Raw genomic sequence first — 22,892 nt, forward strand, 5'->3', positions numbered from 1 at the left:
CTCGTACGGAGAACTCGGAGGATCCCATGACCGCTGCGGGGAACGGTGCACAGACCGCCGGCCGGCCCACCCGCCTGCCCCGCTCCGCGCGCCGTAAGCAGCTTCTCGCTGCGGCGCAGGAGGTGTTCGTCGCGCAGGGCTACCACGCCGCCGCGATGGACGACATCGCCGAGCGGGCCGGGGTTTCCAAGCCGGTGCTCTACCAACACTTTCCCGGAAAGATGGATCTCTACCTGGCACTGCTCGACACGCACTGTGACGCCATCGTCGCTCAGGTGCAGGATGCGATGCGCGGCACCAGCGACAACAAGGAGCGGGTCAGCGCGTCGGTGCGCGCGTACTTCGACTTCGTCGACCACGAGAGCGAGGCCTTCCGCCTCGTCTTCGAGTCGGACCTGCGCAACGACCCGGCGGTGCGGCAGCGGGTGGAGCGGGTCGAGCAGGGCTGCATCGCGGCGATCACCGACACCATCATCTCGGACACCGGCGTGAGCCGGGCCCACGCCGAGCTGCTCGCCTCCGGGCTCGTCGGCGCGGCGGAGACGGCCGCGCAGTTCTGGCTGGCCGGTGGCCGCCAGGTGCCGAAGGCCGAGGCCGAGGCGTTGGTGGCCGCGTTGTCCTGGCGGGGCATCGCGAGCTTCCCGCTGCAAGGTGAGTCAGCCTGACCGCCGACCCCGTGATCGGATAGCCTTCGCAGGGCGGTTCTTACGCCCCAGTTGAGGAGGCACAGTGGAGGTCAAGATCGGCGTGCAGTACGCGCCGCGTGAGCTGGTACTGGACAGCGCGCAGTCGCCGGCCGAGATCGAGCAGATCGTGACCGACGCCTTCGCCGGTAACGGCGGCACGCTCTCCCTGACCGACGAGAAGGGCCGACGGGTCATCGTGCCGATCGAGAAGGTCGCCTACGTCGAGATCGCCGAGGCGTCGTCCCGCTCGGTCGGCTTCACCGTCCGCTGACCGGTCCGGCCATCGCGGCAGGTCGGCGTTGGCCACCTGCCGCGGGCCGGCCCCGGCTCGGTGCGCCGCTCGGCGGGCGCCGGTGACCCGCACGGGGTACGCCCCCCACCTCTCTCTCCTGTGACACAAGTCACGATCGTGGCCCCCGCGTGGCGTCTGGCCGGCGGGGAATCGGGACGAAGCCATGCCTGTTCAGGTAGCATGGAGCAGTTGCCGTGGGCGCCGATCTGATCGAAGCTCAGCCCGCGGCGCGCGTGCGGCCCGGTCCGGCTCGGCAATCTGCCGCCGACCGTGTGGCCCGCGTCATACCGATCGCGCCCTGAGGACATGACGGGCGCACCCACGAGAGGGCACCCCCACATCCACATGAGCGAGCTGACTCAAGATTTGCTGGACGGCCAGGAACTGGCCCCCACCGCCCCGGTTCGACCGGAGGCCCCCACGTTCGCCGCACTCGGCGCCCGCGCCGAGACCGTCGAGGCCCTGGCCTCGGCCGGCATCACCCGCGCGTTCGCCATCCAGGAGTACGCGATCCCGATCGCGCTGCGCGGCGTCGACCTGATCGGTCAGGCGCCCACCGGCACCGGCAAGACCCTCGGCTTCGGCGTGCCACTGCTGGACCGGGTCTTCGCGCCGGGCGAGGGCAGCGACGGCGTCCCCCAGGCGCTGGTCGTTGTCCCCACCCGTGAGCTGGGCATCCAGGTCGCCAAGGACCTGGCCGCCGCTGGCCGGACGCGCGGCGTCCGGGTGCTGCCGATCTACGGCGGCGTGGCGTACGAGCCGCAGATCGATGCGCTGCGCAAGGGCGTCGAGATCCTGGTCGGCACCCCGGGCCGACTGATGGACCTGCAGAAGCAGAAGCACCTCCGTCTGGACCGGGTGCACGCACTCGTCCTCGACGAGGCCGACCGGATGCTCGACCTGGGTTTCCTCGACGACGTCGAGAAGATCCTGGCAATGCTCCCGGAAGACCGCCAGACGATGCTCTTCTCGGCCACCATGCCGGACCCGATCGTCACCCTGTCCCGGCGCTTCCTGCGCCAGCCGATGACGATCCACGCCGGGCACACCTCCGAGACCGGCCCGTCGCCGCAGACGCAGCAGTTGGTCTACCGCACCCACTCGATGAACAAGGTCGAGGTGGTGGCGCGCATCCTCCAGGCGGAGGGGCGTGGGCTGACCATGATCTTCACCCGGACCAAGCGGGCCGCCGACCGGGTCGCCGAGGATCTCGACTTCCGCGGGTTCGCGGTCGCCGCGGTGCACGGTGACCTCGGCCAGGGTGCCCGCGAGCGGGCGCTGCGAGCCTTCCGGGCCGGCAAGATCGACATTCTGGTCGCCACCGATGTGGCGGCCCGCGGGCTGGACGTCACAGGCGTCACCCACGTGATCAACTACGACTGCCCGGAAGACCAGGACACCTACACCCACCGGATCGGTCGCACCGGCCGGGCCGGCGCGACGGGCGTCGCGGTGACCTTCGTCGACTGGGACGACATGCCGCGCTGGCGGATCATCGACAAGACCCTCGGTCTGGAGATGCCGGAGCCGCCGGAGACGTACCACACGTCGCCGCACCTCTACACCGACCTGCACATCTCCACCGAGGTCAGCGGCACGCTGCCCACCGTCGAGCGCACCCGGGCCGGGCTGTCCGCCGAGATCGAAGAGGATCTGGGTGGCACGACCCGTTCCCGCCGCGGCGACAGCGGTGGTCGGGGTCCCCGACGCGGTGAGAGCCGGGGCGAGGGCCGCGGCGAGCGCCGCGGTCGGGGTGACGGTCGCCGGGACCGCTCCGACTCCGGCACGCCAGCCGTCGCCGAGGCGCCCATTGCCGACGCGGCCGAGGAAGGCACCCGTACCCCCCGCCGCCGGCGTCGCCGCCGGGCCGGTGAGGCGGTCGGAAGCGAGCCGACCGCGGTGATCTCCGCGGACGCCGGCCCCACCGAGCCGGTCGCCGCGTCCGACGGCGAGCCGTCGAAGCCGCGCCGCCGTCGGCGCCGTCGTGGTGGCGGTTCCGATTCGGGTACGCCGGCCGAGGCGACCGCCGACTGACCACCAGCCACACCTGACATCCCCCGCACCGCCTCGCGCGGTACGGGGGATGTTCCCTTCTCCCACCCCACCTGCCGAAGATGGAACGATGCCGCAACCACTGGACGCCGCCCTGACCGAGGTTCGGGCGCTGCTGCTCGACCCCGCGCTGACCCGTGCGGTCGCCGCCGGACGTCGACGCGGCCGCCGCCCCACCGTTGAGCGGGCCGAACTGCGGCCGGTGCGGCTCAAGGCCGGGCCCCGGATGCAGATCACCACGTCCGACGGTGCTCGCCCGTACACTCGCAACCTCGCCTCCGGCCCCGAGGCCGCCGCGGCGATCGACGAACTGCTCGCCGAGCCGTTCGGCAACTGGCACGTCGAGACAGCCGACGCGACCCTCCAACTGCGGGTGACCAAGTCCGGCGAGGCACAGGTGCACCGAGCCGCGACGTCCCGGCCGGCGGCGACGCCCACCGGAAACGACCGGACGAAGGAATACCTGCTCGACCCGGGTGACCCGATCTTCGCGGAGATCGGCGGCTCGGCGGCCAAGCGCCGCCAGGTGGACGCGTTCCTCCGTGCCCTCGCCGCGACCCTGCCCGACGAGCTGACCGGGCCACTGCGGGTGGTCGACCTGGGCTGCGGCAACGCCTATCTGACGTTCGCCGCGTACCGCTACCTGTCCGGCCGAGGGCTCGACGTCCAGCTGATCGGCGTGGATGTCCGGGAGGACCAGCGGCGGCGCAACACCGAGTTGGCGCAGCGGCTGGGCTGGGCCGACCAGGTCAGTTTCGTGGCCGGCACGATCGCCGACGCCGTCGTCGACCCCGCCCCCGACCTGGTGCTGGCGCTGCACGCCTGCGACACCGCCACCGACGAGGCGCTCGCCCGAGCGGTGCGCTGGGAGGCCCGCTGGGTGCTGGCCGCGCCGTGCTGCCACCACGACCTGGCCAAGCAGCTCCGCGCGCACCCCGCCCCAACCCCGTACGACCTGCTGACCCGGCAGGGCATCCTCCGCGAACGCTTCGCCGACGTGCTCACCGACGCGCTGCGCGCCGGACTGCTGCGGGTGCACGGGTACCGGGCCGAGGTGGTGGAGTTCGTGGACTCCCAGCACACGCCGCGCAACCTCCTGATCCGCGCCCGCCACACCGGCGTCGAGGCGACCGAACCGCAGCGCGCGGAATACCGCGAGCTGGTGGAGCAGTGGCAGGTCACGCCCCGGCTGGCGACCCTGCTGGCCACCGACGGGGAGCCGACCGACCGACAGCCCGCGACACCGGGTCGGCACCTGGGCGACGGCTAGCGACGCCGTTCGCCGTTGCCGCGACGATCCCGGTCGCTGGTGCGCTCGCCACTCGTCACCCGCTCGCCACCGCCGGTCGGGACGGGCACCGAGCCCAGTGGAACAGTGATGATGATCGCTCGGTGCGAGTTTCGGTCGGTGCACATCCTGGCGGAGAAAAAGTCTCACCCACGGGACAGTTTGTGCGCTCAGTCAATGGTTTCGGCCCTCGGGCGTACTACCCTCGGAAGGCGCATCGTCCCGGCGCTCCGGCAGGGGGAAAGAAAAACAGGGATGGGATCAGCCGACGCAACACCGCAGATGGCCTTCGCCCGCTTCGTCCGGCGCGCCATCGACGACGCTCGCGACGAACGTGGCTGGACCGTGACCGATCTTGCCGCACACACGGGCGTGGGCCGCTCCACCGTGTTCCGTTGGCTGGCCGGTGACTGGCAGGACTACCCCGAGCTCGCCAAAGTCCGCGGCTTCTGTGCCGCACTGGACCTGCCGGTCGCTGCCGCGTTCCGCGCGCTCGGCCTGCCCGACGCCGGCCCCACGCCCCGCCGACGCCACGACGACGGCCCCGTCGAGGCCGACGTCCGGGCCATCCTCGATCGACTGGCCGACCCGACGGTCCCCGCCGAGGAGAAGCACCACATCCGCGACCTGCTCCGCTACCTGGCCCGCCGCCCCATCCGCCGAGCCGGCTAACCCCCCACCCACCCCCACCCCACCACACCCCCACCCACGCGTTGATCATGAGGCTGTTGCCGCGACACGCCGCAGGGCCTGGCAATAACCTCATGATCAACAGAGCCGGGGGCCGGGGCGGGTTAGGGGACTGTGCTGGTGAACTCGGCGGTGTGGACCTCGGCGCCTACCCGGAAGTCCAGGTAGAGGCGGTAGCGGCCGGGGCCGGGGGTGGCCAGCCAGAACTTGATCTGACCGTCTACCAGCTCGGTCTCCGGGTGCACGTGCAGGTAGCCGAGGTCGCCCTCGCGTAGCGCCACCAGGTGCCCGTACGCCCCGAGGTAACGCTCCAGCGGCGCCGCACCGTCTGCGCCGTCGACCCGGAAGGTCAGCGGCACGCTCGCCCCGACCTGCGGAGTGCCCTGGAAGCCGACGGTGAACCCGTCCACCGTCGTCGAGGTGGCCGGTGCGGGCAGCGGCCGAGGCTGGTAGTCGCCGGGCACGACCAGGTCCGTGCCGAGGGTCACCGCGGTCTGCGCGCCGTTGTCGGCGACCACGGTGAAGTCTGCGTACGCACGCCAGACGCCGGGCTGCACGAGGGTCAACGGCACCGACCAGATGCCGTCCGCCGCCATGGTCGGGTGCAGGTGCTGGTAGCCGGCCAGGTCGCGGCGGACGACGATCAGGTGCATCGGCTTGTCGTGGACGACCGCGAAGCGGGTCACCGGCCTGCGCTGCGTGTCGCGCACCTGGAAGCGGAGCTGACCGGGGCGACCGGCCGCGAACTCGGTGCCCAGCGGGGTAAGGGTGAGCCCGGCCGAGCTGACCGCCAGCCCGCCCGGCTCGATGGCCGCGCCCTGGTCGGTGCTCGTGGCGGTGCCGTGGCTGTGTGGGCCGATGCCCGGGGGGTCGGTGTGCTCGGCTGCCAGGGATGACGGGCTGCCGGTGGTGGTCCCGGTGGCGTTCAGCCGGCCGAGGCCGAAGCCGAGCAGCACCGCCAGCACCAGCCCGCCGACCACAAGTGCCAGCCGGAGTGTGCTCCGGTCCGGCGCGGCGGAGACCGAGTCGGAGACCACCGCCTCGTCGGGGGCCCGGTCGGACGCCGCCACGTCGGAGACCGGAGCAGCCACCACCGGCACGTCGGAGACCGGAGCAGCCACCACCGGCGCGTGGGGGGCCTGGTCAGGCACCACCGGCACGGCGGCGGGGTGCTGGTCGGTCATGCCGCCCACCGTACCGCCGTGGCCAGCCACCCCAGGCCGCCGCCCGGACGGCGTGGCGACCGTCGCATTCGCCGCCGCCCGGGAACTTTCCCGCGCCAACCTGCGCGAACCGGCCCGCCCCGCCGCAGGGGCGGCGTGGGTCAGCCGGAACCGGTGCGGGCCAGCGTGGATCAGCCGGCCAAGCTGCAGGCGAGCATGGGTCAGCCAACCACGGCAAGGGCCAGCGTGGATCAGCCAGCCACGGCGAGGGCGAGCGGGAGCACGTCGGGTGCGCCGGCCCGGCGCAGTGCCCGGGCCACCAGCGTCATCGTCCAGCCGGAGTCGACCAGGTCGTCGACGAGCAGCACCGGACCATCCAGCCCGGTCAGGGTGTCGGCCAGGTCGGCCGGCACGGTGAACGTGTCGTGCAACGCGCGTACCCGTTGGGCACTGTTGCCGCGCGGCCCCGCCGGGCCGCCCGGACCGGCCGGGGTGACCTCGCCGAGCAGCGGCAGCCGGCCCACGGCGGCGATCCGCTCGGCCAAGGAGCCGACCAGCCGGGGCCGCCGCCGGGAACCGACCGCGACCACACCTACCGGCCGGCGCGGCCACGGGTCGTCGCCGTGCGCCCACGCCTTCAGCACCTCCACGACCGCGCCAGCGACGTCGTCGGGCACCGGCGCGTCCGGTGCCTCCGGGCCGACGAGATCACGCAACCGCCCACCCCAGCCCAGGTCGGAGAGGCGCCCGACGGCCCGGCCGGCCAGCGCCTGCTCCGCGGGGGCGATCCGGCCCTTCAGCGGTACGCCCACCGCGTCCAGCCCGGTCGGCCAGAGCTTCTTCGGGGCGATCTCCACGCCGGGTCGGCCCAGGAACGTCTGTGCGGCGGCGAGCGCTGCCGTCGACACGTCGGCGACGAAGAGCGGGTCGGCGCATCTGTCGCACCGCCCGCAGTCGGTCGCCCCGGTGTCGTCCAGGCACTCCCGTAGATACCGCATTCGGCAGTCGGGCGTGGCCGCGTACTCCCGCATGGCCTGTTGCTCGACGGTGCGTGCCTCGGCGACGCGTCGCAACCGGGCCTCGTCGTAGACCCACGGCTCGCCGGTGGCGAGCCAACCACCGCGCACCCGGCGGACCGCGCCGTCCACGTCGAGGACCTTGAGCATCAGCTCCAACCGGGCCCGGCGCAGGTCGACGAGGGGTTCGAGGGCCTGGGTGCTGAGCGGTCGGTCGGTGTGCAGGGCGGCCAGCACGGCGCGCACCTGCTGCTCCGGAGGGAACGCCAGTGAGGCGAAGTAGCGCCAGATCGCGGCGTCCTCGACGCCGGGCAGCAGCAGCACCTCCGCGTGCTCCACGGCGCGGCCGGCGCGGCCGACCTGCTGGTAGTACGCGATCGGCGAGGGCGGCGCGCCCAGGTGCACGACGAAGCCCAGGTCGGGCTTGTCGAAGCCCATGCCGAGCGCGCTGGTGGCGACCAACGCCTTGATCTTGTTGTCGAGCAGGTCCTGCTCGGCGGCCCGACGGTCGGCGTCCTCGACCTGACCGGTGTACGAGGAGACCGGGTAGCCGCGGGAGCGCAGGAACTCGGCCGTCTCCCCCGCTGCCGCCACGGTCAGCGTGTAGACGATGCCGGAACCGGGCAGCTGGTCCAGGTGGTCGGCGAGCCAGGCCAGCCGGTGCGCCGGGCTGGGCAGGTCGAGCACGCCGAGGCGCAGCGACTCGCGGTCCAGGGTGCCGCGCAGGACGAGGGCGTCACCCAACTGCTCCGCCACGTCCTGGGTGACCCGGGTGTTGGCGGTGGCGGTGGTCGCCAGCACCGGAGTGCGCTCCGGCAGCTCGGCGAGGAACGTACGCAGTCGCCGGTAGTCGGGCCGGAAGTCGTGCCCCCAGTCGGAGACACAGTGCGCCTCGTCGACCACCAGCAGCCCGGTGGTCGCGGCCAGCTTCGGCAGCACGCCGTCACGGAAGTCGGGGTTGTTGAGCCGCTCCGGGCTGATCAGCAGCACGTCCACCGCACCGGTCTGGATCTCGGCGGTGATCTCGTCCCACTCGTCGAGGTTCGCCGAGTTGATCGTGCGAGCCCGGATGCCCGCCCGAGCTGCCGCCTCGACCTGGTTGCGCATCAACGCCAGCAGCGGCGACACGATGACGGTCGGGCCGTGCTCACCGCCCGCGCGCAGCAGGGCGGTGGCCACGAAGTAGACGGCCGACTTGCCCCAACCGGTGCGCTGCACGCAGAGCACCCGCCGCCGGTCGACGACAAGTGCCTCGATGGCCCGCCACTGGTCCTCGCGCAGCCGGGCGTGGTCGCCGGCCAGCCGACGCAGCACCGCCTCGGCCCGCTCCCGTACCGCCGCCCGCTCGTCGCCCATCCGGCATTTCTACCAGCCCGCGCCGGAGAAACCCCACGATCAGCGGGGCACAGTGGGCCCCGCCTCCACCGCCGACGGCGTGTCCGTCGGCGGGACGGGCGGCGGCAGGAAGAGCAGGACGCCGCGAAGCCCGTCGACAACCCCGAGGGGCAGCGGGCAGCGCGCGGCCAGCTCCTCCATCGACGCGTACGGGCCGCGTACCCACCGGTCCATCGCCACCTGCCGGCGTTGCGCGTCGGTGAGCCCGGGCAGTGTGGCGAGCACGTGGTCGGGTACGGCGTTGACGTCCACCAGCCCGCCGTCGTCGAAGGCGCGGGGCAGGTCGGGGCGGCCGATCGCGAACTCCAGACGCGCCGAGGGATAGCGGTGCAGCAGGTTGCGCGCCTGTTCGCGGCGCAGCCGGCGCTCCTCGTCGCGTGCCTGGGCCAGCTGCGGCCGGCCGGTGATCCGCCCCCAGACCCAGCGGTTGAGCAGGACCACGTGCAGGGCGCCCACCAGCCAGCAGAGGCCGATCACGCCGAGCCCGAGGAACGCCTCGGCCGCCGAGTCCTCCTTCTCCAGGTCATCGGTGGCGATCATGAAGACCAGCAACACCGCGGTGAGGAGATAGCCGACGGCCGCGAGGCCGAGCCGTCGACTGCGGCGCCGCACCGCGTACGCCAGAATCACCAGCCAGGTCCCGGTGCCGAACGAGAGCAGTGGCAGGAGGGTGCCGGCGACGGTGGCCGTGGTGCTCACCCACGTCGGCAGCGGGTGCCGCTCCGGGCGCGGCTGGTCGACCGCGAACGGGGACGGCGGCCCGGCGGACGGTGCGGGATACAACGGTGACGGCAGATCCGCGTACGGCGGGACGGCCGCCGGGGGCGGTGGGATCGATGCCCGCGCCGGGACGGCCTGGGCGGGCGGTGATGCGGAGGGCGATGCGGTGGGGGCAGCCGGATGCGAGTCGGCGGACGGTTGCGCCGGCACCGCGTTCTCTGCCTGCCGCGCGGCGGAAGTCGAAGCGGGCCACCCTGTTTCCGGGACGCCTGCGATGAGGGTCGGGTCGGAGCAGAGGATGCGTTGGTGCAGTGCCTGAAGTGCCTCGCCCGGCTCGATCCCGTACTCCTCCCGGAGCAGGTCAGCGAACTCCCGGTAGGCCGCGAGCGCCTCCGCCTGCCGCCCGCTGCGATAGAGCGCGAGCAGGAGCTGGTGCCGCAGTCGTTCCCGGACCGGGAACTCGGCCACCAATTCCACGAGTTCCCCGACCATCTCGCGGTGCCGGCCGAGGTCCAGCATCAGGTCGGCCCGGGTTTCCAACGCGACGGCCCGCAGCTCGACCAGGCGTTGCCGGGCCGCCTCCAGGAACGGCCCGGTGAAGCCGGTGAACGGCTCTCCCTGCCAGAGCGCCAGGGCGGTGGTCACCTCGGTCAGCGCCTCGGCGGCACGACCCTCGGCGCGTCGCTGCCGGGCGCGGTGGATTCCCCGCTGGAAACGGACCGCGTCGAGCGCGTCCGGATCGACGCGGAGCAGATAGCCGGCGTCGGTCAGGCTCAACACCTGCCCCGGCGTACGCGGTGACCGGTCCGGTTCCAGCACCCGACGCAATCCGGCGACGTACTTCTGCACCACGTTGGGGCCGTTCGCCGGCGGATCCTCCGGCCAGACCGCCTCGACGATCTGCCCGGTGGGCACCGGACGACCCGCGGACAGCAGCAGAACTGTCAGCACGGCACGCTGTTTGCCGGGACCGAGGTCGATCTCGCGGTCGGCGTACCAGGCCCGCTGAGGCCCGAGGATCTCGAAACGCAGCGTTGCTGACATGCGAATTTCCGCTCCTGACACCTCCGGCAGCGCCGGACGGCAGTGCCCGGCAGCCGGACGGCAGCATATCGGCAGCCGAACCGCCGTGCCCGCCCACAGGATGGTCACCGGCACAGGCCACGCAGCGAGAAAGAGAAATGTGATGACACAGGCAACGGGCAGCGCGAGCACCACCCGACGCACGGTTGGCGTGATCGCCGCCATGCTGGCCACAACCACCCTGCTCGGGGGGTGCGGGCCCAAGAGCGAACCGGCCTCGGCACCGCAGAGCAGCCCGAGCGCCAGCCCGACCGCCGACCCGAAGGAGACGCTCCTCGACGCCGTTCCGGACGGCACCGAGGGAACGTTCCGGTTCAGCGGCAAGGACGCGACAAGCACGATCAGCGGGCGAGTCGACCCGGACGCGAAGGGCGTCGAACTGAACACCACGATTCCGCCCGGCGCCGATGGCATCTCCGTCAAGATGTCGGTGCTGATCATTGCCGAGGAAGCCTGGATGAAGATGAAGCTGACCGGCCAGGCGGGCCTGCCGAAGTTCCCGGACAAGTGGATGAAGCTGGACCGCACGAAGCTCACCGACAGCGAGACAATCCCGGCCTACGACGGTGCCGACCAGGGCAACGCGGGTCCGCTCATCCAGGCGGCCACCTCGGTGCAGGAGCAGAGCCCCGGGCAGTACGCCGGTGTCATCGACGTCAGTGCCGGTAACGCCGCCAAGGTGCTGGAGGAGGGTGAGGCGGCGGCGCTGGGCGAGGCCGCCAAGACGGTGCCGTTCACCGCGGTGGTCGGCGCGGACAAGCAACTGTCCTCGCTGACGCTGAAGATCCCGGCCGCCGGCAAGGCGAAGGCGTACGACTACGTGATCAACTACGCCGACTACGGCACCGCGCCGAAGATCAGCGTACCGACCGGCGCCGCCGCGACGAACGCGCCGAAGATGGCGTACGAGATCTTGAACAACTGACCCATGACGCACGAAGGGCGGCGGCCACACGGGGGTCCGCCGCCCTTCGGTGTACGTGTGGGCGAGCGCGCGCAGCGCGATGGCCAGCGCACTCTGCCCCGCCGTGCGTCAGCGGCCGAGGACCGACCCCCCGTTGACGCCGAGGACCTGGCCGGTGACGTAGCCGGCGGCCGGGCTGGCGAGATAGCGGACGGCCTCGGCGATGTCGTCCGGCACCCCGGCCCTCCCGACCAGGGTCGCCGCCACCCGCTTCGCGTGCCCCTCGGCGGTCATCCGATCACCGAAGAACTCGGTCTCGGCGACATAGCCCGGGCTCACCACGTTGACCGTGATCTGGTCCGGGCCGAGCTGCGCCGCCAGGTCGTACGCCCAGCCGTGCAGGGCCGCCTTCCCCGCCGAGTAGGGCCCGCCGCCGCCCCGCTGCGCGGAGATCGAGCTGACCAGGATCACCCGCCCGCCGGGTCGGCGCAGGACCGGCCGCAGCGCCTCGGTCAGCAGTACGGCGGTGAGGACGTTGGCGTCCAGGTTGGCCCGCCAGTGGGCGGCGATCCCGGCCAGCGTGTCGGTGTCTCCGGCCAGATAGCTGCCAGCGTTGTTGACCACCACGTCGACCGGCCGACCGCCAACCGCCGTCAGCACCCGGTCGACCTGCGCCGGGTCGGTCAGGTCCGCGGCCACGGCGGTGACGGCCTCCGGCCGCCCACACTCAACGGAGATCCGTTCGGCGGCAGCCGTCACCACATCGGCCCGCCGCCCAACGATCAGAACGTCGTACCCGTCCCCCGCGAGCGAACCCGCGACGGCCGCCCCAATCCCGCTCCCGCCCCCACTGACAACAGCAATTCGCGACCCCATGTCCGACCTCCCCATCCACAGAACCCCGTCGATCATGACGTTATCGCCATCCACCACGGCGTGTCGTGGCTGTAACCCCATGATCGACGGGGTCAACGGGGCTCAGCGTGGGGGGCGGAGGGTGCGGGTTAGGGGGGCCAGGCGGGGGGCCAGGCTCGTCAGGCCGCCGGGGAAGAAGTAGACGGCCAGGATGAAGACCGTGCCCAGGACGAAGAGGGGCTGGCTCAGCGGACGGCTCAGGACGGCCGGCAGGTTGTCCACCGCGTCGCTGGTGCCGAAGGCCGTGAGCCGGTGGTCCAGGTACATGTAGAGGACGCCGCCGAGCACCGGCCCCCACCGGGTGCCCGGCCCGCCGAGCACCACCATGACCAGCAGCGACAGGGTCAGCTCGGAGGACGTGATGTGCGGTGACGCGCCGCCGACGATCAGGACGTAGACCACCCCGCCCGCCGACGCCAGCCCGCCGGCCAGGGTGAACGCCACAAGCTTGTAGCGGTACGGGTCCAGCCCGAGCACGCCGATCCGCCGCTCGTCGTCGCGCAGCCCGGCGAGCACCCGCCCGGTCGGCGACCCGCTCACCCGGTGCACCACGAAGACCACAAGCGTCAGGTACGCGAGTGCCAACCAGTACAGGTTGACCGTGTTGGTCACCCCCACCAGCCCGGCGGGCAGGCCGGACACGTCCAGCGGCAGGCCCTCCTCGCCACCGGTGAGGCCGCCGAAGTCCCGCGCGACCAGGATCGCGCCGACCTGGGCGAACGCCAGCGTGACCATGGCGAACGCGATGCCCACGGTCCGCAGCGCCACCGCGCCGAGCAGCGCCGCGAGGATGGTGCCGCCGGTGATGGTCAGCAGCGCCGCCTGCCACAGCGGCAGGCCGGCCCGGGTGACGAGGATGTCGGTGCCGTACACGCCGGCGGCGAAGTACAGCGCGTGCCCGAAGGAGAGCATGCCGGTCCGACCGAAGAGCAGGTCGTACCCGGCGGCCAGCCCGCCGAAGATCAGGCAGATGGCGAGCAGTTGCAGGGTGCCGGGCGAGTTGAGCGGCCCCTCGAAGATCCCCGGCAGGGAGATCGTCGAGTACGGCAGGATCGCCAGCACGACCACCGCCACCAACGGCAGGAACTGACGCACGCGGTGCACCCGGCCCGGTCGGGGCGAGGTGGGGGCCGGTGCCGGTGTTGCCTCGATGAGCGTCATGCCGTTGCCACCTTTCCGGCGATGCCCTGCGGACGCAGCAGCAGCACCACGGCCAGCAGCCCGACCACGCAGATGTCGCCGAGCCCGGACGTGCCGTAGTAGTTGACGAACTGCTGCACCAGCCCGACGACGACCGCCGCGTACGCGGAGCCGACCACCGAGCCCATCCCGCCGATCACCACCACGATGAACGCGAAGATCAGCAGCGAGCTGCCCTGGCCGGGCGAGACGGTGCCGAAGTAGACCCCGCCGAGCGCCCCGGCGAGCGCGGCGGCCGCCCCACCGATCGCGAAGACGAGCGTGAACGCCTTACGCACGTCGATGCCGAGCGCGGTCACCATCTCCCGGTTCTCCACACCGGCCCGGATCACCAGGCCGTACCGGGTCCAGCGCAGGAACGCCAGGATCGCGCCGAGCACCAGCACCGCCGCGATGATCAGCAGCAGACCGCCGTTGGGCACCTGCGCGCCGAGGATGCCTGTCACCTGCCGGGTCCAGTCGGGGCGCGGGAACGGCCGGGCGTCCGCACCCCAGGTGGCCTGCAACAACGCCACCCCGGCCAGCGACAGACCGACGGTGACCAGCACCTGCTCGATGGTGCGGGAGTAGAGCGGGCGGATCAGCACCAGCTCGACGAGGATCGCCACCAGCGTGCCGGCGGCCACCCCGAACGCGACCGCGAACACGAAGCCGAACCCGTCCGAGCCCGCGCCCGGCAGGTTGCCCGCCGCCCACCAGGTGCCGTACGCGCCGACGCCGAGGAACAGCCCGTGCGCGAAGTTGAGCACGTCGGCCAGACCGAAGACCAGGGACAGGCCGGAGGCGACCAGGAAGTACAGCGCCGCCAGGCCCAGCCCGGTCAACGTCAACAGGATCACGGTGTCCATCAGTGACTCACCTCCGCCGAGCCCACACCCAGCAGCGACTTGGTCAACGCCGTCTCCAGCAGCAGCTCGCGGGCGTCGCCCGTCCAGGCGACCCTGCCGGCGGCCAGCACCACCGCGTCGCGGGCCAGCCGGCGTACCACCGCCAGGTTCTGCTCGACGAGCAGCACCGGCACCGACTCCGCGACCCGTTCCAGCACCTCGGCGACCTCGGTGACCACCTTCGGCGCCAACCCCTTGGTCGGCTCGTCGACGAGCAGCAGCCGGTTGTCGTTGAGCAGCACCCGCCCGATCGCGAGCATCTGCTGCTGCCCGCCGGAGAGCGAACCGGCCCGTTGCCGTCCGCGCCGGTCCAGCTCCGGAAAGAGCGCGAAGACCTTGTCGTACGCCGGGCTGGTGCCGCGCCGTTCGGCGAGCCGGAGGTTCTCGGCGACGGTGAGGCCGGCGAACACGTCCCGGTCCTCCGGCACGTAGCCGAGCCCACCGCGGACCAGCCGGTGGGTGGGCTGGCTCAGCAGACTCTGCGCGCCCATCCGGATGGTGCCGCGGACCTCCCCGGCGGGCGGGGTGAGCCCGAGGATGGCGCGCAGCGTGGTGGTCTTGCCGACGCCGTTGCGGCCGAGCAGGACTGTCACGCCGGTCGGGGCGACAGTGAAGGACACCCCCTGGAGGATGTGCAGCCCGGAGATCCGGACCGACAGGTCCTGCACACTGAGGATCGGTTCGCTCAGGGCTGGCTCGGTTCGCGCCTGCGGGGCTCGCAAACCCGGCTCACTCCTCGCGCTCACAGCGCCTCCCCGAGGTAGGCCTCTTGCACCGTGGGGTTGGCCATCACCGTCTCCGGGGTGTCGCAGGCCAGCAGCGCGCCGTGGTGCATGACGGCGATCCGGTCGGCCAGCTCGAGGATGACGTCCATGTGGTGTTCGACCATCAGCACCGCCCGGCCGCTGTCGCCGGTCAACGACTTGATCACGGCCACCAGCTCGGGCACGTCCTCGGCGCTGACTCCGGCCATCGGCTCGTCCAGCAGCATCACCCGCGGCTCGCCCGCGAGCAGCAGAGCGATCTCCAACTTGCGCTTCTCGCCGTGGGCCAGGGTGCCGGCGAGTGCCGTACCCCGGTGGGCGAGGCCGACCCGGTCGAGCGCCGCGTCGGCGGCGGCGGCGACCTCCCGGTCGGCCGCCGCCCGCCGCCACAGCGCCATCGAGCCCCCGCGGTGCGCCTGCACGGCGAGCCGGACGTTCTCCCGCACGCTCAGCGAGCCGAAGACCGAGGACGCCTGGAAGGTACGTCCCAGACCGAGGCGGGCCCGCCGGTGCGGCGGCAGCTCCCCGATGTCCTGCCCATCCAGAACTACCCGGCCCTCCGTGGCCCGGCGCAGGCCGGTGATCAGGTTGAACAGTGAGGTCTTGCCGGCGCCGTTCGGCCCGATGACGCCCAGGAACTCCCCGGGCGCGAGGTCGAGGTAGACGCTGTCGACGATGGCGACCTCACCGATCCGCCAGGTCAGACCGCGGGTGGCGAGCATGGCTCAGCCCTTCATCGCCACGGCCGGCGGCGCGGTCTCGTCACCGGTGAGGCTCTTCTGCGCGGTGGCCGTGAACGCGGTGCCGCTGCCGGTCAGCTTGGCCTGGAACATCGGTTGGAGCAGGGCGTGGTCGGCGGCCCGGATGGTCATCTTGCCCTTGACCCCGTCGAAGCTCCAGCCCTCCAGGGCGGTGACCATCTTGTCGACGTCGTCCCCGCCCTCCTGCACCGCGCGGACCACCATCTGGGCGGCGGCGAAGCCGTCCGGGTGGAACAGGTCGATGGTGCTGACCTTGGCCTTGAGTGCCGTGCTGGCCTCGGTGTCGCTGGCACCGTCGAAGTAGTGCGACAGGAAGGAGATCTTGGTGCCGGCCGCGCCGAAGGTGGGCCAGGACGAGCGGATGTCCAGGCCGGTGACGACTGTGGTGGACGAGAGCACGCCCTGCTGGTCGAGGCTCTGCCACATGGCCGGGGCGGTGGTGCCGGCCCAGGCCACGAAGAGCAGGTCCGGCTTGGCCGCCTTGATCTGGCTGGCGAACGGGGTGAACTCGGTGGCGCTGGCCGGCGCCCGGACGCTGCTCACGGTGGCACCCGCGGCACCGATGACGGCCTTGACGGCAGCCTCGTTGGCGTCACCGAACGCGCCGTCCTGGGCGAAGACCACCACCTTCTTGCCGGTCGGGTCGCCGATGAACGACTTGGCGGTGACCACGTCCTGGTAGGACTGCCGGCCGGAGCGGAACGTGTACTTGTTCGCGCCGGTCACCGCGTCGGTGGCGGCCGGGCCGGAGATGAACAGCACCTTGTTCTGTGCCGCGATCGGCGCGACCTGCAACGCCACGCCGGAGGCGGTGGAACCAGCGATGATCTTCGTGCCCTTGCCGATCAGGTCCTTCGCTGCGGAGACCGCCTTGGCCGGGTCACCCGCGTCGTCGACCTCGGTCAGCTCGATCTTCCGGTCACCGACCTTGCCGGTGCCCTGGGTGGCGAAGTCCAACCCCGCCTTGAACCCCTCGATGTACTGCTTGCCGTAGCTGGCCAGGGCTCCCGACTGGGAGTACACCAGGCCGACCTTGACCGGTGCGGCGTTGTCGCCGCCGCCGGTGGCGGTGTCCTGCGGGCTACCGCAGGCCGTGGCGGCCAGCGCCGCGGCCATCATCGTGGCGGCGGAGAGAAACGCCCGCCGCGTGTGCCGGACCGTCATCGCGACTCCAGGTGAGGACAGGATGCTGTGTTGTCGGCTCACGCTAGAAGTGACGTCACCCACGGGCTATGTGGCGGAAACACACAAGTAACGGGAATGAGGTGGCCGGGGGTTACAACGGGCCGCACCGCCACCGCGTGGCCGGTTCCCCCGGTGGCCCGCACCCCCACCGGCCACCCGGCGGATGTGTCGCCTCGCGCCATTCGCCCCGTTCGGTCAGCCGCACGGCCCGTCGTGCTCGGCCACTTCCCCGATGTTGCTGCCTCAAGCCCGGCCCGCCCCGTCATGAGCGTGCTCGATCCAGGATGTAGTGGCCTCGTCGTCGCGGCGATACCACTCGATCCTGGATCGAGCACGATCTTGCGAGTGGAGCCCCGTCAGGAGCGGACGTCGCCCCTGGACCGACCCCTCGACATACCTCGATCTTGCGCGTGTTGGCCTGGACTGTCGCTGGCCCGTCGTCCGGGTGGCGGACGACGGGCCAGCGCGTGGGCCGGGCGTGTCGGCCCGGTGGCCGGCTGGAGCAGGTCAGCTCCGGGCCGGGGTCGGAGGGGTCGGTTGCCGGTGAGACCGGGTCAGCGGCCGGCGCGGGCGGCGACGGCGGTGTCCGGGTGGTCGCTGAAGACGCCGTCGAGGCCCAGGCCGAGGAAGAGTTCGTACTCGGCGGTGATGTCGCCGCGCCCGTTCGGGTCGGTGCCGATCCGGAAGTCGACCGGGAGGAACTGGTTCTCGGCGCGGAACGTCCAGGAGTGCACGAGCAGGTGCTCCCGGTGCGCGTCGCGTACCACGTTGGTCGGGGTCAGCAGGGCACCGGCGGCGTTCCGGGGCACGATCAGGTTCTTGTTCGCCCCGATGCCGTCGGCGTACCCGGCGATCCACTTCAGCCCGGCCGGCGTGGCCAGGTCCTGGTAGCCGCGGGTGTCGCCGGTGACCATGAAGTCGTACGGGCGGCCGGTGGCGTCGAGCAGTTGGACCAGCTTGACCTCGGTCAGCCGGCTCAGCCGGCGCAGGTTGGCCGTCTCGAACGACTGGATGAAGACCGGCGAGTTCTTCCGGTCCAGCTTGTTCTGCCGCAGCGCCTTCAGCAGCGGCTCCTCCAACGGCAGGCCGATCGAGGCGAAGTAGCTCGGGTGCTTGGTCTCCGGGTAGATGCCGATGGTGCGGCCCCGTGCCCGCCCCTCGGTTCGGGCCAGGTCGATGACCTCCTGGAGGGTGGGCACCTCGAAGCGGCCGTCGAAGGCGGTGTTCGCCACCCGGACCTGCGGCAGCCGCTCCTTGGCCCGCAGTGTCTTCAGCTCGGCCAGGGTGAAGTCCTCGGTGAACCATCCGGTCACCGCGACGCCGTCGATGGTCTTCGTCGCCTTGCGGGTCGCGTACTCCGGGTGTGCGGACACGTCGGTGGTGCCGGAGATCTCGTTCTCGTGCCGGGCGACCAACACCCCGTCGGAGGTGGAGACCAGGTCCGGCTCGATGTAGTCGGCACCCATCCGGATCGCCAACCGGTACGCCTCCAACGTGTGCTCCGGCCGGTAGCCGCTGGCACCCCGGTGACCGATCACGATCGGTCGGCCGGTCGCCCGGGAGCGGTCCGCGTCGGTCGCGGGGCCGGCTTCGGCCATGGTCGGCACGGCCACGGCGGCGGCGAGCAGCACGCCGGCCAGGCCGAGGGTCGGAAGGGTACGTCGCATCGCCGTCTCCTGTCGTGGGGGAAGCCGCTACAGCAGACCGCCCCGGATTGGCCGGCAGTTGGTCGATGGCTGGCCGGGAGGTGAATCTCCGGGTATGCGCGTTCCCGTGCCAGGGGGTGAGCGGAAAAGGAAGATTGTCTGGTGCGCCGGTTCTTCCGCAACCCCGTGCGGCTGGTGCCGTTCGCGTTCCTGGTGCCGATCCTGCTCGGCACCGGGCTGCTGATGGCGCGCTGGGCGACCTCCGATCACCAGCGCCCGCCCCTGGTCACGGCGCTCTTCACCGCCACCTCGGCCGTCTCGGTCACCGGCATGGCGATCACCGACACGCCGAACTACTGGTCCGGCTGGGGACTGGTGGTGATCACCCTGCTCACCCAGCTCGGTGGTCTCGGCATCCTCACCGTCGCGGCGCTCGTCATCCTGGTGGTCTCCAGTCAGCTCGGGCTGCGCAACCGGCTGCTCGTACAGGCCGAGACCGCGGAGTTCGGCATCGGCGAGGTGGGTCGGTTGTTGCGCCGGATCGCGGTGACCGTCTTCGCCTGCGAGGCGGTGATGACCGCGCTGGTCTCCGCTCGGCTCTGGCTGGCCTACGACTACCCACCCGGGCGGGCCCTCTGGTCGGGTGTCTTCCACGCCGTGCAGGGCTTCAACAACGGCGGATTCGCGCTCTATTCGGACGGCCTCCTGGCCTTCAGCCGCGATCCGTGGGTGTCGCTGCCGCTGGCGGTCGGCGCGATCATCGGCGGGCTCGGCTTCCCCGCCCTGTTCGAGGCGGTCCGCGAGTGGCGCCAACCGGCGCACTGGGTGGTCGCGACCAAGCTGACCATCTGGGGCACCGGCGTGCTACTGGTGATCGGCTTCGTCGGCCTGCTCACCGCCGAGTGGACAAACGCGAGCACGATCGGCCAGTACGACGTACCCGGCAAGATGCTCGCGTCGTTCACCCAGATCGCGTTGAGCCGCACGGGTGGCTTCAGCGTCCTGGACATCGACGCCCTCCAGGAGGAGAGCTACCCCCTACTGATCGTGCTGATGTTCATCGGTGGGGGCAGCGCCAGCACGGCGGGTGGCATCAAGGTCGCCACGTTCTTCCTGCTGGCGTTCACCATCTGGGCGGAGCTGCGCGGCGAGCCCGACGTGACGGTCGGGCACCGCCGGGTGGCCACCGCCAGCCAGCGGCAGGCGATCACCGTGGCGCTGCTGAGCGTCGCACTGGTCACGGCCGGCACGATGACGTTGCTGCTGCTCACCGAGGGCGTCCGCTTCGTCGCGGCCCTGTTCGAGGTGACCTCCGCGTTCAGCACCACCGGTCTGACCATCGGTCTGGCCGCCGAGTTGCCGGCCGGCGGTCAACTGGTCCTGACCGTGCTGATGTTCATCGGTCGGGTCGGGACGCTCACCCTCGGGTCGGCGATCGCCCTGAACACGCGACGCCGGCTCTACCGCTATCCCCAGGAACAACCAGTTGTCGGTTGAGGCCTGTTTTATAAGGGCGGTCGCGCCGAGGCGGAGTCCGGGCGGCGATCCGGCAAGGCGCGGTTTCGTCCGGATACCGGTGTTGTATCCGGACGAAACCGCAACGCCGCCGGTCGTCGGCCGGGCCCGCCGCAGGCCGGCCAGTTCTTATGAAACAGGCATTAGCACGAGGAGGGGCAAGTGTCGGCTAGACGAGCGGACAGCGGCGGCATCGTGGTGATCGGGTTGGGTCGCTTCGGTTGCCACCTGGCCGGGTCGCTGACCGGGATGAACCGCGAGGTGTTGGCCATCGACCACAACCCGGCGCAGGTGCAGCGCTGGTCGGCGCAGCTCGACCGGGTCGTGCAGGCGGACTCGACCGAGGAGGGGGCGCTGCGGCAACTCGGGATCACCGGTTTCGGCCAGGCGGTGGTGGCCATCGGGGCCTCGGTGGAGGCGAGTGTGCTCACCGTGCTGGCCCTGGTCGAGTTGGGCCTGCCACAGATCTGGGCCCGGGCCACCTCGCAGAAGCACGCCAAGATCCTGTCGTCGGTGGGCGCCCACCACGTGATCTTCCCGGAGGCGGAGACCGGGGACCGGGTGGCGCACCTGATCGTCAGCCGGTTGCTGAACTTCATCGAGTTCGACGACGACTTCGCCATCGCCACCGTGCGGGTGCCCGAGACCCTGGTTGGTCGTACCCTGCGCGAACTGCGACCCGAGGAGCACTACGGGATCCGGGTGGTCGGCGCCAAGCTGCCGGGTGAACGCTTTCGCTACACCTCGGACGACAACACCGCGCTCCCTCAGGGTGGGGTGCTCATCGTGGAGGGTGGGATCGACCAGGTGCAGCGGTTCGCCGGGCAACGCTGACCGTCACCGCGGGTGCGGGCCGTGACCACGCTCCCCGGTCAGTTTGGCGCTTTTCCCTGACCACCACCCGGGCCCGCGGCCTTCGGTTTCGCCGGGCCCTTGGGCGCCGTCGGCGGCTTGGCCTTCGGCGCACCGCCGCCGGTGCCGGCACGCACAGTCGTCTTCTTCGGCGGGGCCTTCGTCGCGGCCGGCTTGGGCGGCGGGGCCGCGGACGGCGTGCTGCCGGCGACCCCGGAGACGCGCACCCCGCAGGTCGCCTCGCCGAGCCGGAACTCCACCGGCAGCGGGTTGGTCCCGCTGTACGTCCCGGTGAGGGTGAGCTTCTCAGCCGCGCCGGGGGCCAGCGTGTTGCGTTGGGCCGCCGGCCGGATCACCACGGTGCTCCCCTGCTGGTGCACCGGTGCGGGTTCCGCCTTCGTCACCGTCTGCTGGCCGGGGAAGCTGAAACTCATCGCCCAGTCCCGCAGCTCCCGGTCACCGGTGTTGGTCAGCGTCAGGTCGGCGGCGAAGTCGGTGCCGGAGTCCGTCCGCAGCGCGTACGCCACCTCGCAGGGCGCCGCAGTCGGCAGACCCATCCGGGCCTCGGTCGTCGGCCGGCCCTCGCCGTTGGCCGGGCTGCGTGAGGTGAACCCCCACATCACGCCGGTGACCGCGATCAGCCCGACGGCTGCCACTCCGGCCTCCACCCGCCGACGCCGGGTCACCCGCTGCCGGGCCAGCCGGTCCCGTTCGCGGGTACGCGGCAGCGGCATCGCGTCGGTCGCCGCCGACCAGGGCAGAATCGTGGTCCGCGCGTTGCTCAGCAGGGCCGGGTCCAGGGGGCCGGCGGCCGGGGAGACCGGCACCGCCGCGAGCATGCCGGCCGCGTCGGAGAGGGTCCGGGTCAGCTCGGCGGAGGCCGGTCGGTCGGCGGGCCGCTTCGCCAGGCAGCGCCCCACCAGGTCGGTCACCTCGTCGGGCAGCCCCACGACGGTGGGCATCGGCTCCGGGTCGGTGTACATGTGTGCGCGCAACATCTGGGTGGTCGTCGTGGCCTGCCACGGCAGCCGGCCGGTGAGCATCCGGTACAGCAGCAGCCCGACGGCGTACACGTCGGTGGCCGGGGACACCTGGCCGTTGTCCAGCCGTTCCGGTGCGAGGTACGCGGGTGTGCCCAACAGCGCGCCGTCCGGCCCCTTCTCGCTCTCCCCCACGAGCGCGGAGATGCCGAAGTCGACGACCTTGACCCCGGTGGAGGTGAGCATGACGTTGCCCGGGGTGACGTCGCGGTGCACCACGCCCCGGGCGTGCGCGGTGGTCAACGCCGAGCTGACCTCCGCGCCGATCGTCACCGCCTCCCGCCAGGGCAGTTGGCTCTCCCGACCCAGTCGGCTGGCCAGCGAGGTGCCGTCGACCAGCTCCATCACCACGTACGGCACGGTCAGGCCGACCTGCTCGGACTCGCCGTAGTCGTACACGTTGGTGATGTTGGGGTGGCAGAGTCGCGCGGCGGCCTGCGCCTCGATCCGGATCCGGTGACGGAAGGCCCGGTCGCTGGCCAGCCTGGAGGCCAGCACCTTCACCGCGACCTGGCGGCCGAGCACCTCGTCGTAGCCGCGCCACACCACTGACATGCCGCCCGCGCCGAGCTGCTCGATCAGCCGGTACCGCTCATCGAGAAGCTGCGCGCTGTTTCGGTCCCCACCGCCCATGGTGACCGTTGTTGCCCAGGATCAACCGCCCTACACCTGGAGTATCGGAATCGGTCAGGATTGTCACCCGTTCAGGGCGTGGGGGGGGCCCCGGGGGGGGGGGGGGGGGGGGGACCCCCCCCCCCCCGGCCGGGGGGGCCGGGGGGGGGGCGGGGGGGGGGGGGGGGGGCCCCCACACCCCCCCCCCCCCGACGACGCCCACAAG

Annotated in this window: 19 protein-coding genes; 8 read left to right on the plus strand and 11 right to left on the minus strand. The window is 71.9% G+C overall.

Going from position 1 to position 22,892, the window contains the following annotated elements; all coding sequences use genetic code 11:
• The first annotated feature begins 26 nt into the window (after positions 1-26).
• The 5 genes from ACGFIQ_RS33660 (at position 27) to ACGFIQ_RS33680 (ending at position 4,990) form a co-directional block, all read left to right on the plus strand.
• On the plus strand, positions 27-665 hold the full coding sequence (locus tag ACGFIQ_RS33660) for a TetR/AcrR family transcriptional regulator (protein ID WP_030489514.1): 639 nt from the start codon (positions 27-29) through the stop codon (positions 663-665).
• A 64-nt stretch (positions 666-729) separates the two neighbouring features.
• On the plus strand, positions 730-957 hold the full coding sequence (locus ACGFIQ_RS33665; protein ID WP_393249953.1) for a DUF3107 domain-containing protein: 228 nt from the start codon (positions 730-732) through the stop codon (positions 955-957).
• 366 nt (positions 958-1,323) lie between these two features.
• Entirely contained in the window at positions 1,324-3,012 is a 1,689-nt protein-coding gene (locus tag ACGFIQ_RS33670) for a DEAD/DEAH box helicase (protein ID WP_393249955.1), read from the plus strand.
• A gap of 88 nt (positions 3,013-3,100) precedes the next feature.
• Positions 3,101-4,300 (plus strand): class I SAM-dependent methyltransferase, encoded by a 1,200-nt coding sequence (locus tag ACGFIQ_RS33675; protein WP_393249957.1) that lies wholly within the window; start codon positions 3,101-3,103, stop codon positions 4,298-4,300.
• A gap of 273 nt (positions 4,301-4,573) precedes the next feature.
• Positions 4,574-4,990: a helix-turn-helix domain-containing protein gene (locus ACGFIQ_RS33680; protein WP_357807702.1), complete on the plus strand. Its 417-nt coding sequence runs from the start codon at positions 4,574-4,576 to the stop codon at positions 4,988-4,990.
• 122 nt (positions 4,991-5,112) lie between these two features.
• On the opposite strand, the gene ACGFIQ_RS33685 is transcribed toward ACGFIQ_RS33680, so the two are convergent.
• The 3 genes from ACGFIQ_RS33685 to ACGFIQ_RS33695 form a co-directional block, all read right to left on the minus strand.
• On the minus strand, positions 5,113-6,192 hold the full coding sequence (locus ACGFIQ_RS33685) for a hypothetical protein (RefSeq protein ID WP_393249959.1): 1,080 nt from the start codon (positions 6,190-6,192) through the stop codon (positions 5,113-5,115).
• 230 nt (positions 6,193-6,422) lie between these two features.
• On the minus strand, positions 6,423-8,543 hold the full coding sequence (locus tag ACGFIQ_RS33690; RefSeq protein WP_393249961.1) for a RecQ family ATP-dependent DNA helicase: 2,121 nt from the start codon (positions 8,541-8,543) through the stop codon (positions 6,423-6,425).
• A 39-nt stretch (positions 8,544-8,582) separates the two neighbouring features.
• Entirely contained in the window at positions 8,583-10,346 is a 1,764-nt protein-coding gene (locus ACGFIQ_RS33695; protein ID WP_393249963.1) for a BTAD domain-containing putative transcriptional regulator, read from the minus strand.
• A gap of 142 nt (positions 10,347-10,488) precedes the next feature.
• Between ACGFIQ_RS33695 and ACGFIQ_RS33700 the strand changes: the two genes are divergently transcribed.
• Positions 10,489-11,310, plus strand: a complete 822-nt coding sequence (locus ACGFIQ_RS33700; protein WP_393249965.1) for a hypothetical protein — start codon at positions 10,489-10,491, stop codon at positions 11,308-11,310.
• 108 nt (positions 11,311-11,418) lie between these two features.
• Here ACGFIQ_RS33700 and ACGFIQ_RS33705 read toward each other — a convergent pair whose 3' ends face one another.
• The 7 genes from ACGFIQ_RS33705 to ACGFIQ_RS33735 all read right to left on the minus strand — a co-directional run bounded on the left by ACGFIQ_RS33705 (position 11,419) and on the right by ACGFIQ_RS33735 (position 18,668).
• Positions 11,419-12,165: an SDR family NAD(P)-dependent oxidoreductase gene (locus ACGFIQ_RS33705; protein WP_393249967.1), complete on the minus strand. Its 747-nt coding sequence runs from the start codon at positions 12,163-12,165 to the stop codon at positions 11,419-11,421.
• A 102-nt stretch (positions 12,166-12,267) separates the two neighbouring features.
• The gene (locus tag ACGFIQ_RS33710; protein ID WP_393249969.1) at positions 12,268-13,365 is read right to left on the minus strand and encodes a branched-chain amino acid ABC transporter permease; all 1,098 of its coding nucleotides are present in this window, start codon (positions 13,363-13,365) and stop codon (positions 12,268-12,270) included.
• A complete protein-coding gene (locus ACGFIQ_RS33715) occupies positions 13,362-14,252 on the minus strand; it encodes a branched-chain amino acid ABC transporter permease (protein ID WP_393249971.1) in 891 nt (296 codons plus the stop codon). Before ACGFIQ_RS33715 ends, ACGFIQ_RS33710 begins: the two co-directional genes overlap by 4 nt.
• Positions 14,252-14,980 carry an ABC transporter ATP-binding protein gene (locus ACGFIQ_RS33720; protein WP_393249988.1) on the minus strand — a complete coding sequence of 243 codons (729 nt, stop codon included), beginning with the start codon at positions 14,978-14,980 and terminating at the stop codon, positions 14,252-14,254. Before ACGFIQ_RS33720 ends, ACGFIQ_RS33715 begins: the two co-directional genes overlap by 1 nt.
• 53 nt (positions 14,981-15,033) lie before the next feature.
• On the minus strand, positions 15,034-15,777 hold the full coding sequence (locus ACGFIQ_RS33725; RefSeq protein ID WP_363684381.1) for an ABC transporter ATP-binding protein: 744 nt from the start codon (positions 15,775-15,777) through the stop codon (positions 15,034-15,036).
• 3 nt (positions 15,778-15,780) lie between these two features.
• Positions 15,781-16,980, minus strand: a complete 1,200-nt coding sequence (locus ACGFIQ_RS33730; protein WP_393249974.1) for a substrate-binding domain-containing protein — start codon at positions 16,978-16,980, stop codon at positions 15,781-15,783.
• Positions 16,981-17,555: 575 nt separating this feature from the next.
• Entirely contained in the window at positions 17,556-18,668 is a 1,113-nt protein-coding gene (locus ACGFIQ_RS33735; protein WP_393249976.1) for a glycerophosphodiester phosphodiesterase, read from the minus strand.
• A 141-nt stretch (positions 18,669-18,809) separates the two neighbouring features.
• Here ACGFIQ_RS33735 and ACGFIQ_RS33740 point away from each other — a divergent pair, with 141 nt between their 5' ends.
• A complete protein-coding gene (locus ACGFIQ_RS33740) occupies positions 18,810-20,144 on the plus strand; it encodes a TrkH family potassium uptake protein (RefSeq protein WP_393249978.1) in 1,335 nt (444 codons plus the stop codon).
• A gap of 180 nt (positions 20,145-20,324) precedes the next feature.
• On the plus strand, positions 20,325-20,996 hold the full coding sequence (locus tag ACGFIQ_RS33745; RefSeq protein ID WP_393249980.1) for a potassium channel family protein: 672 nt from the start codon (positions 20,325-20,327) through the stop codon (positions 20,994-20,996).
• Between the two features lie 38 nt (positions 20,997-21,034).
• Here ACGFIQ_RS33745 and ACGFIQ_RS33750 read toward each other — a convergent pair whose 3' ends face one another.
• The gene (locus ACGFIQ_RS33750) at positions 21,035-22,687 is read right to left on the minus strand and encodes a protein kinase (protein ID WP_393249982.1); all 1,653 of its coding nucleotides are present in this window, start codon (positions 22,685-22,687) and stop codon (positions 21,035-21,037) included.
• Positions 22,688-22,892: the final 205 nt, after the last annotated feature.

Source organism: Micromonospora sp. NPDC048898 (assembly GCF_043198035.1).
In the GTDB taxonomy this organism is placed as follows: Bacteria; Actinomycetota; Actinomycetes; order Mycobacteriales; family Micromonosporaceae; genus Micromonospora.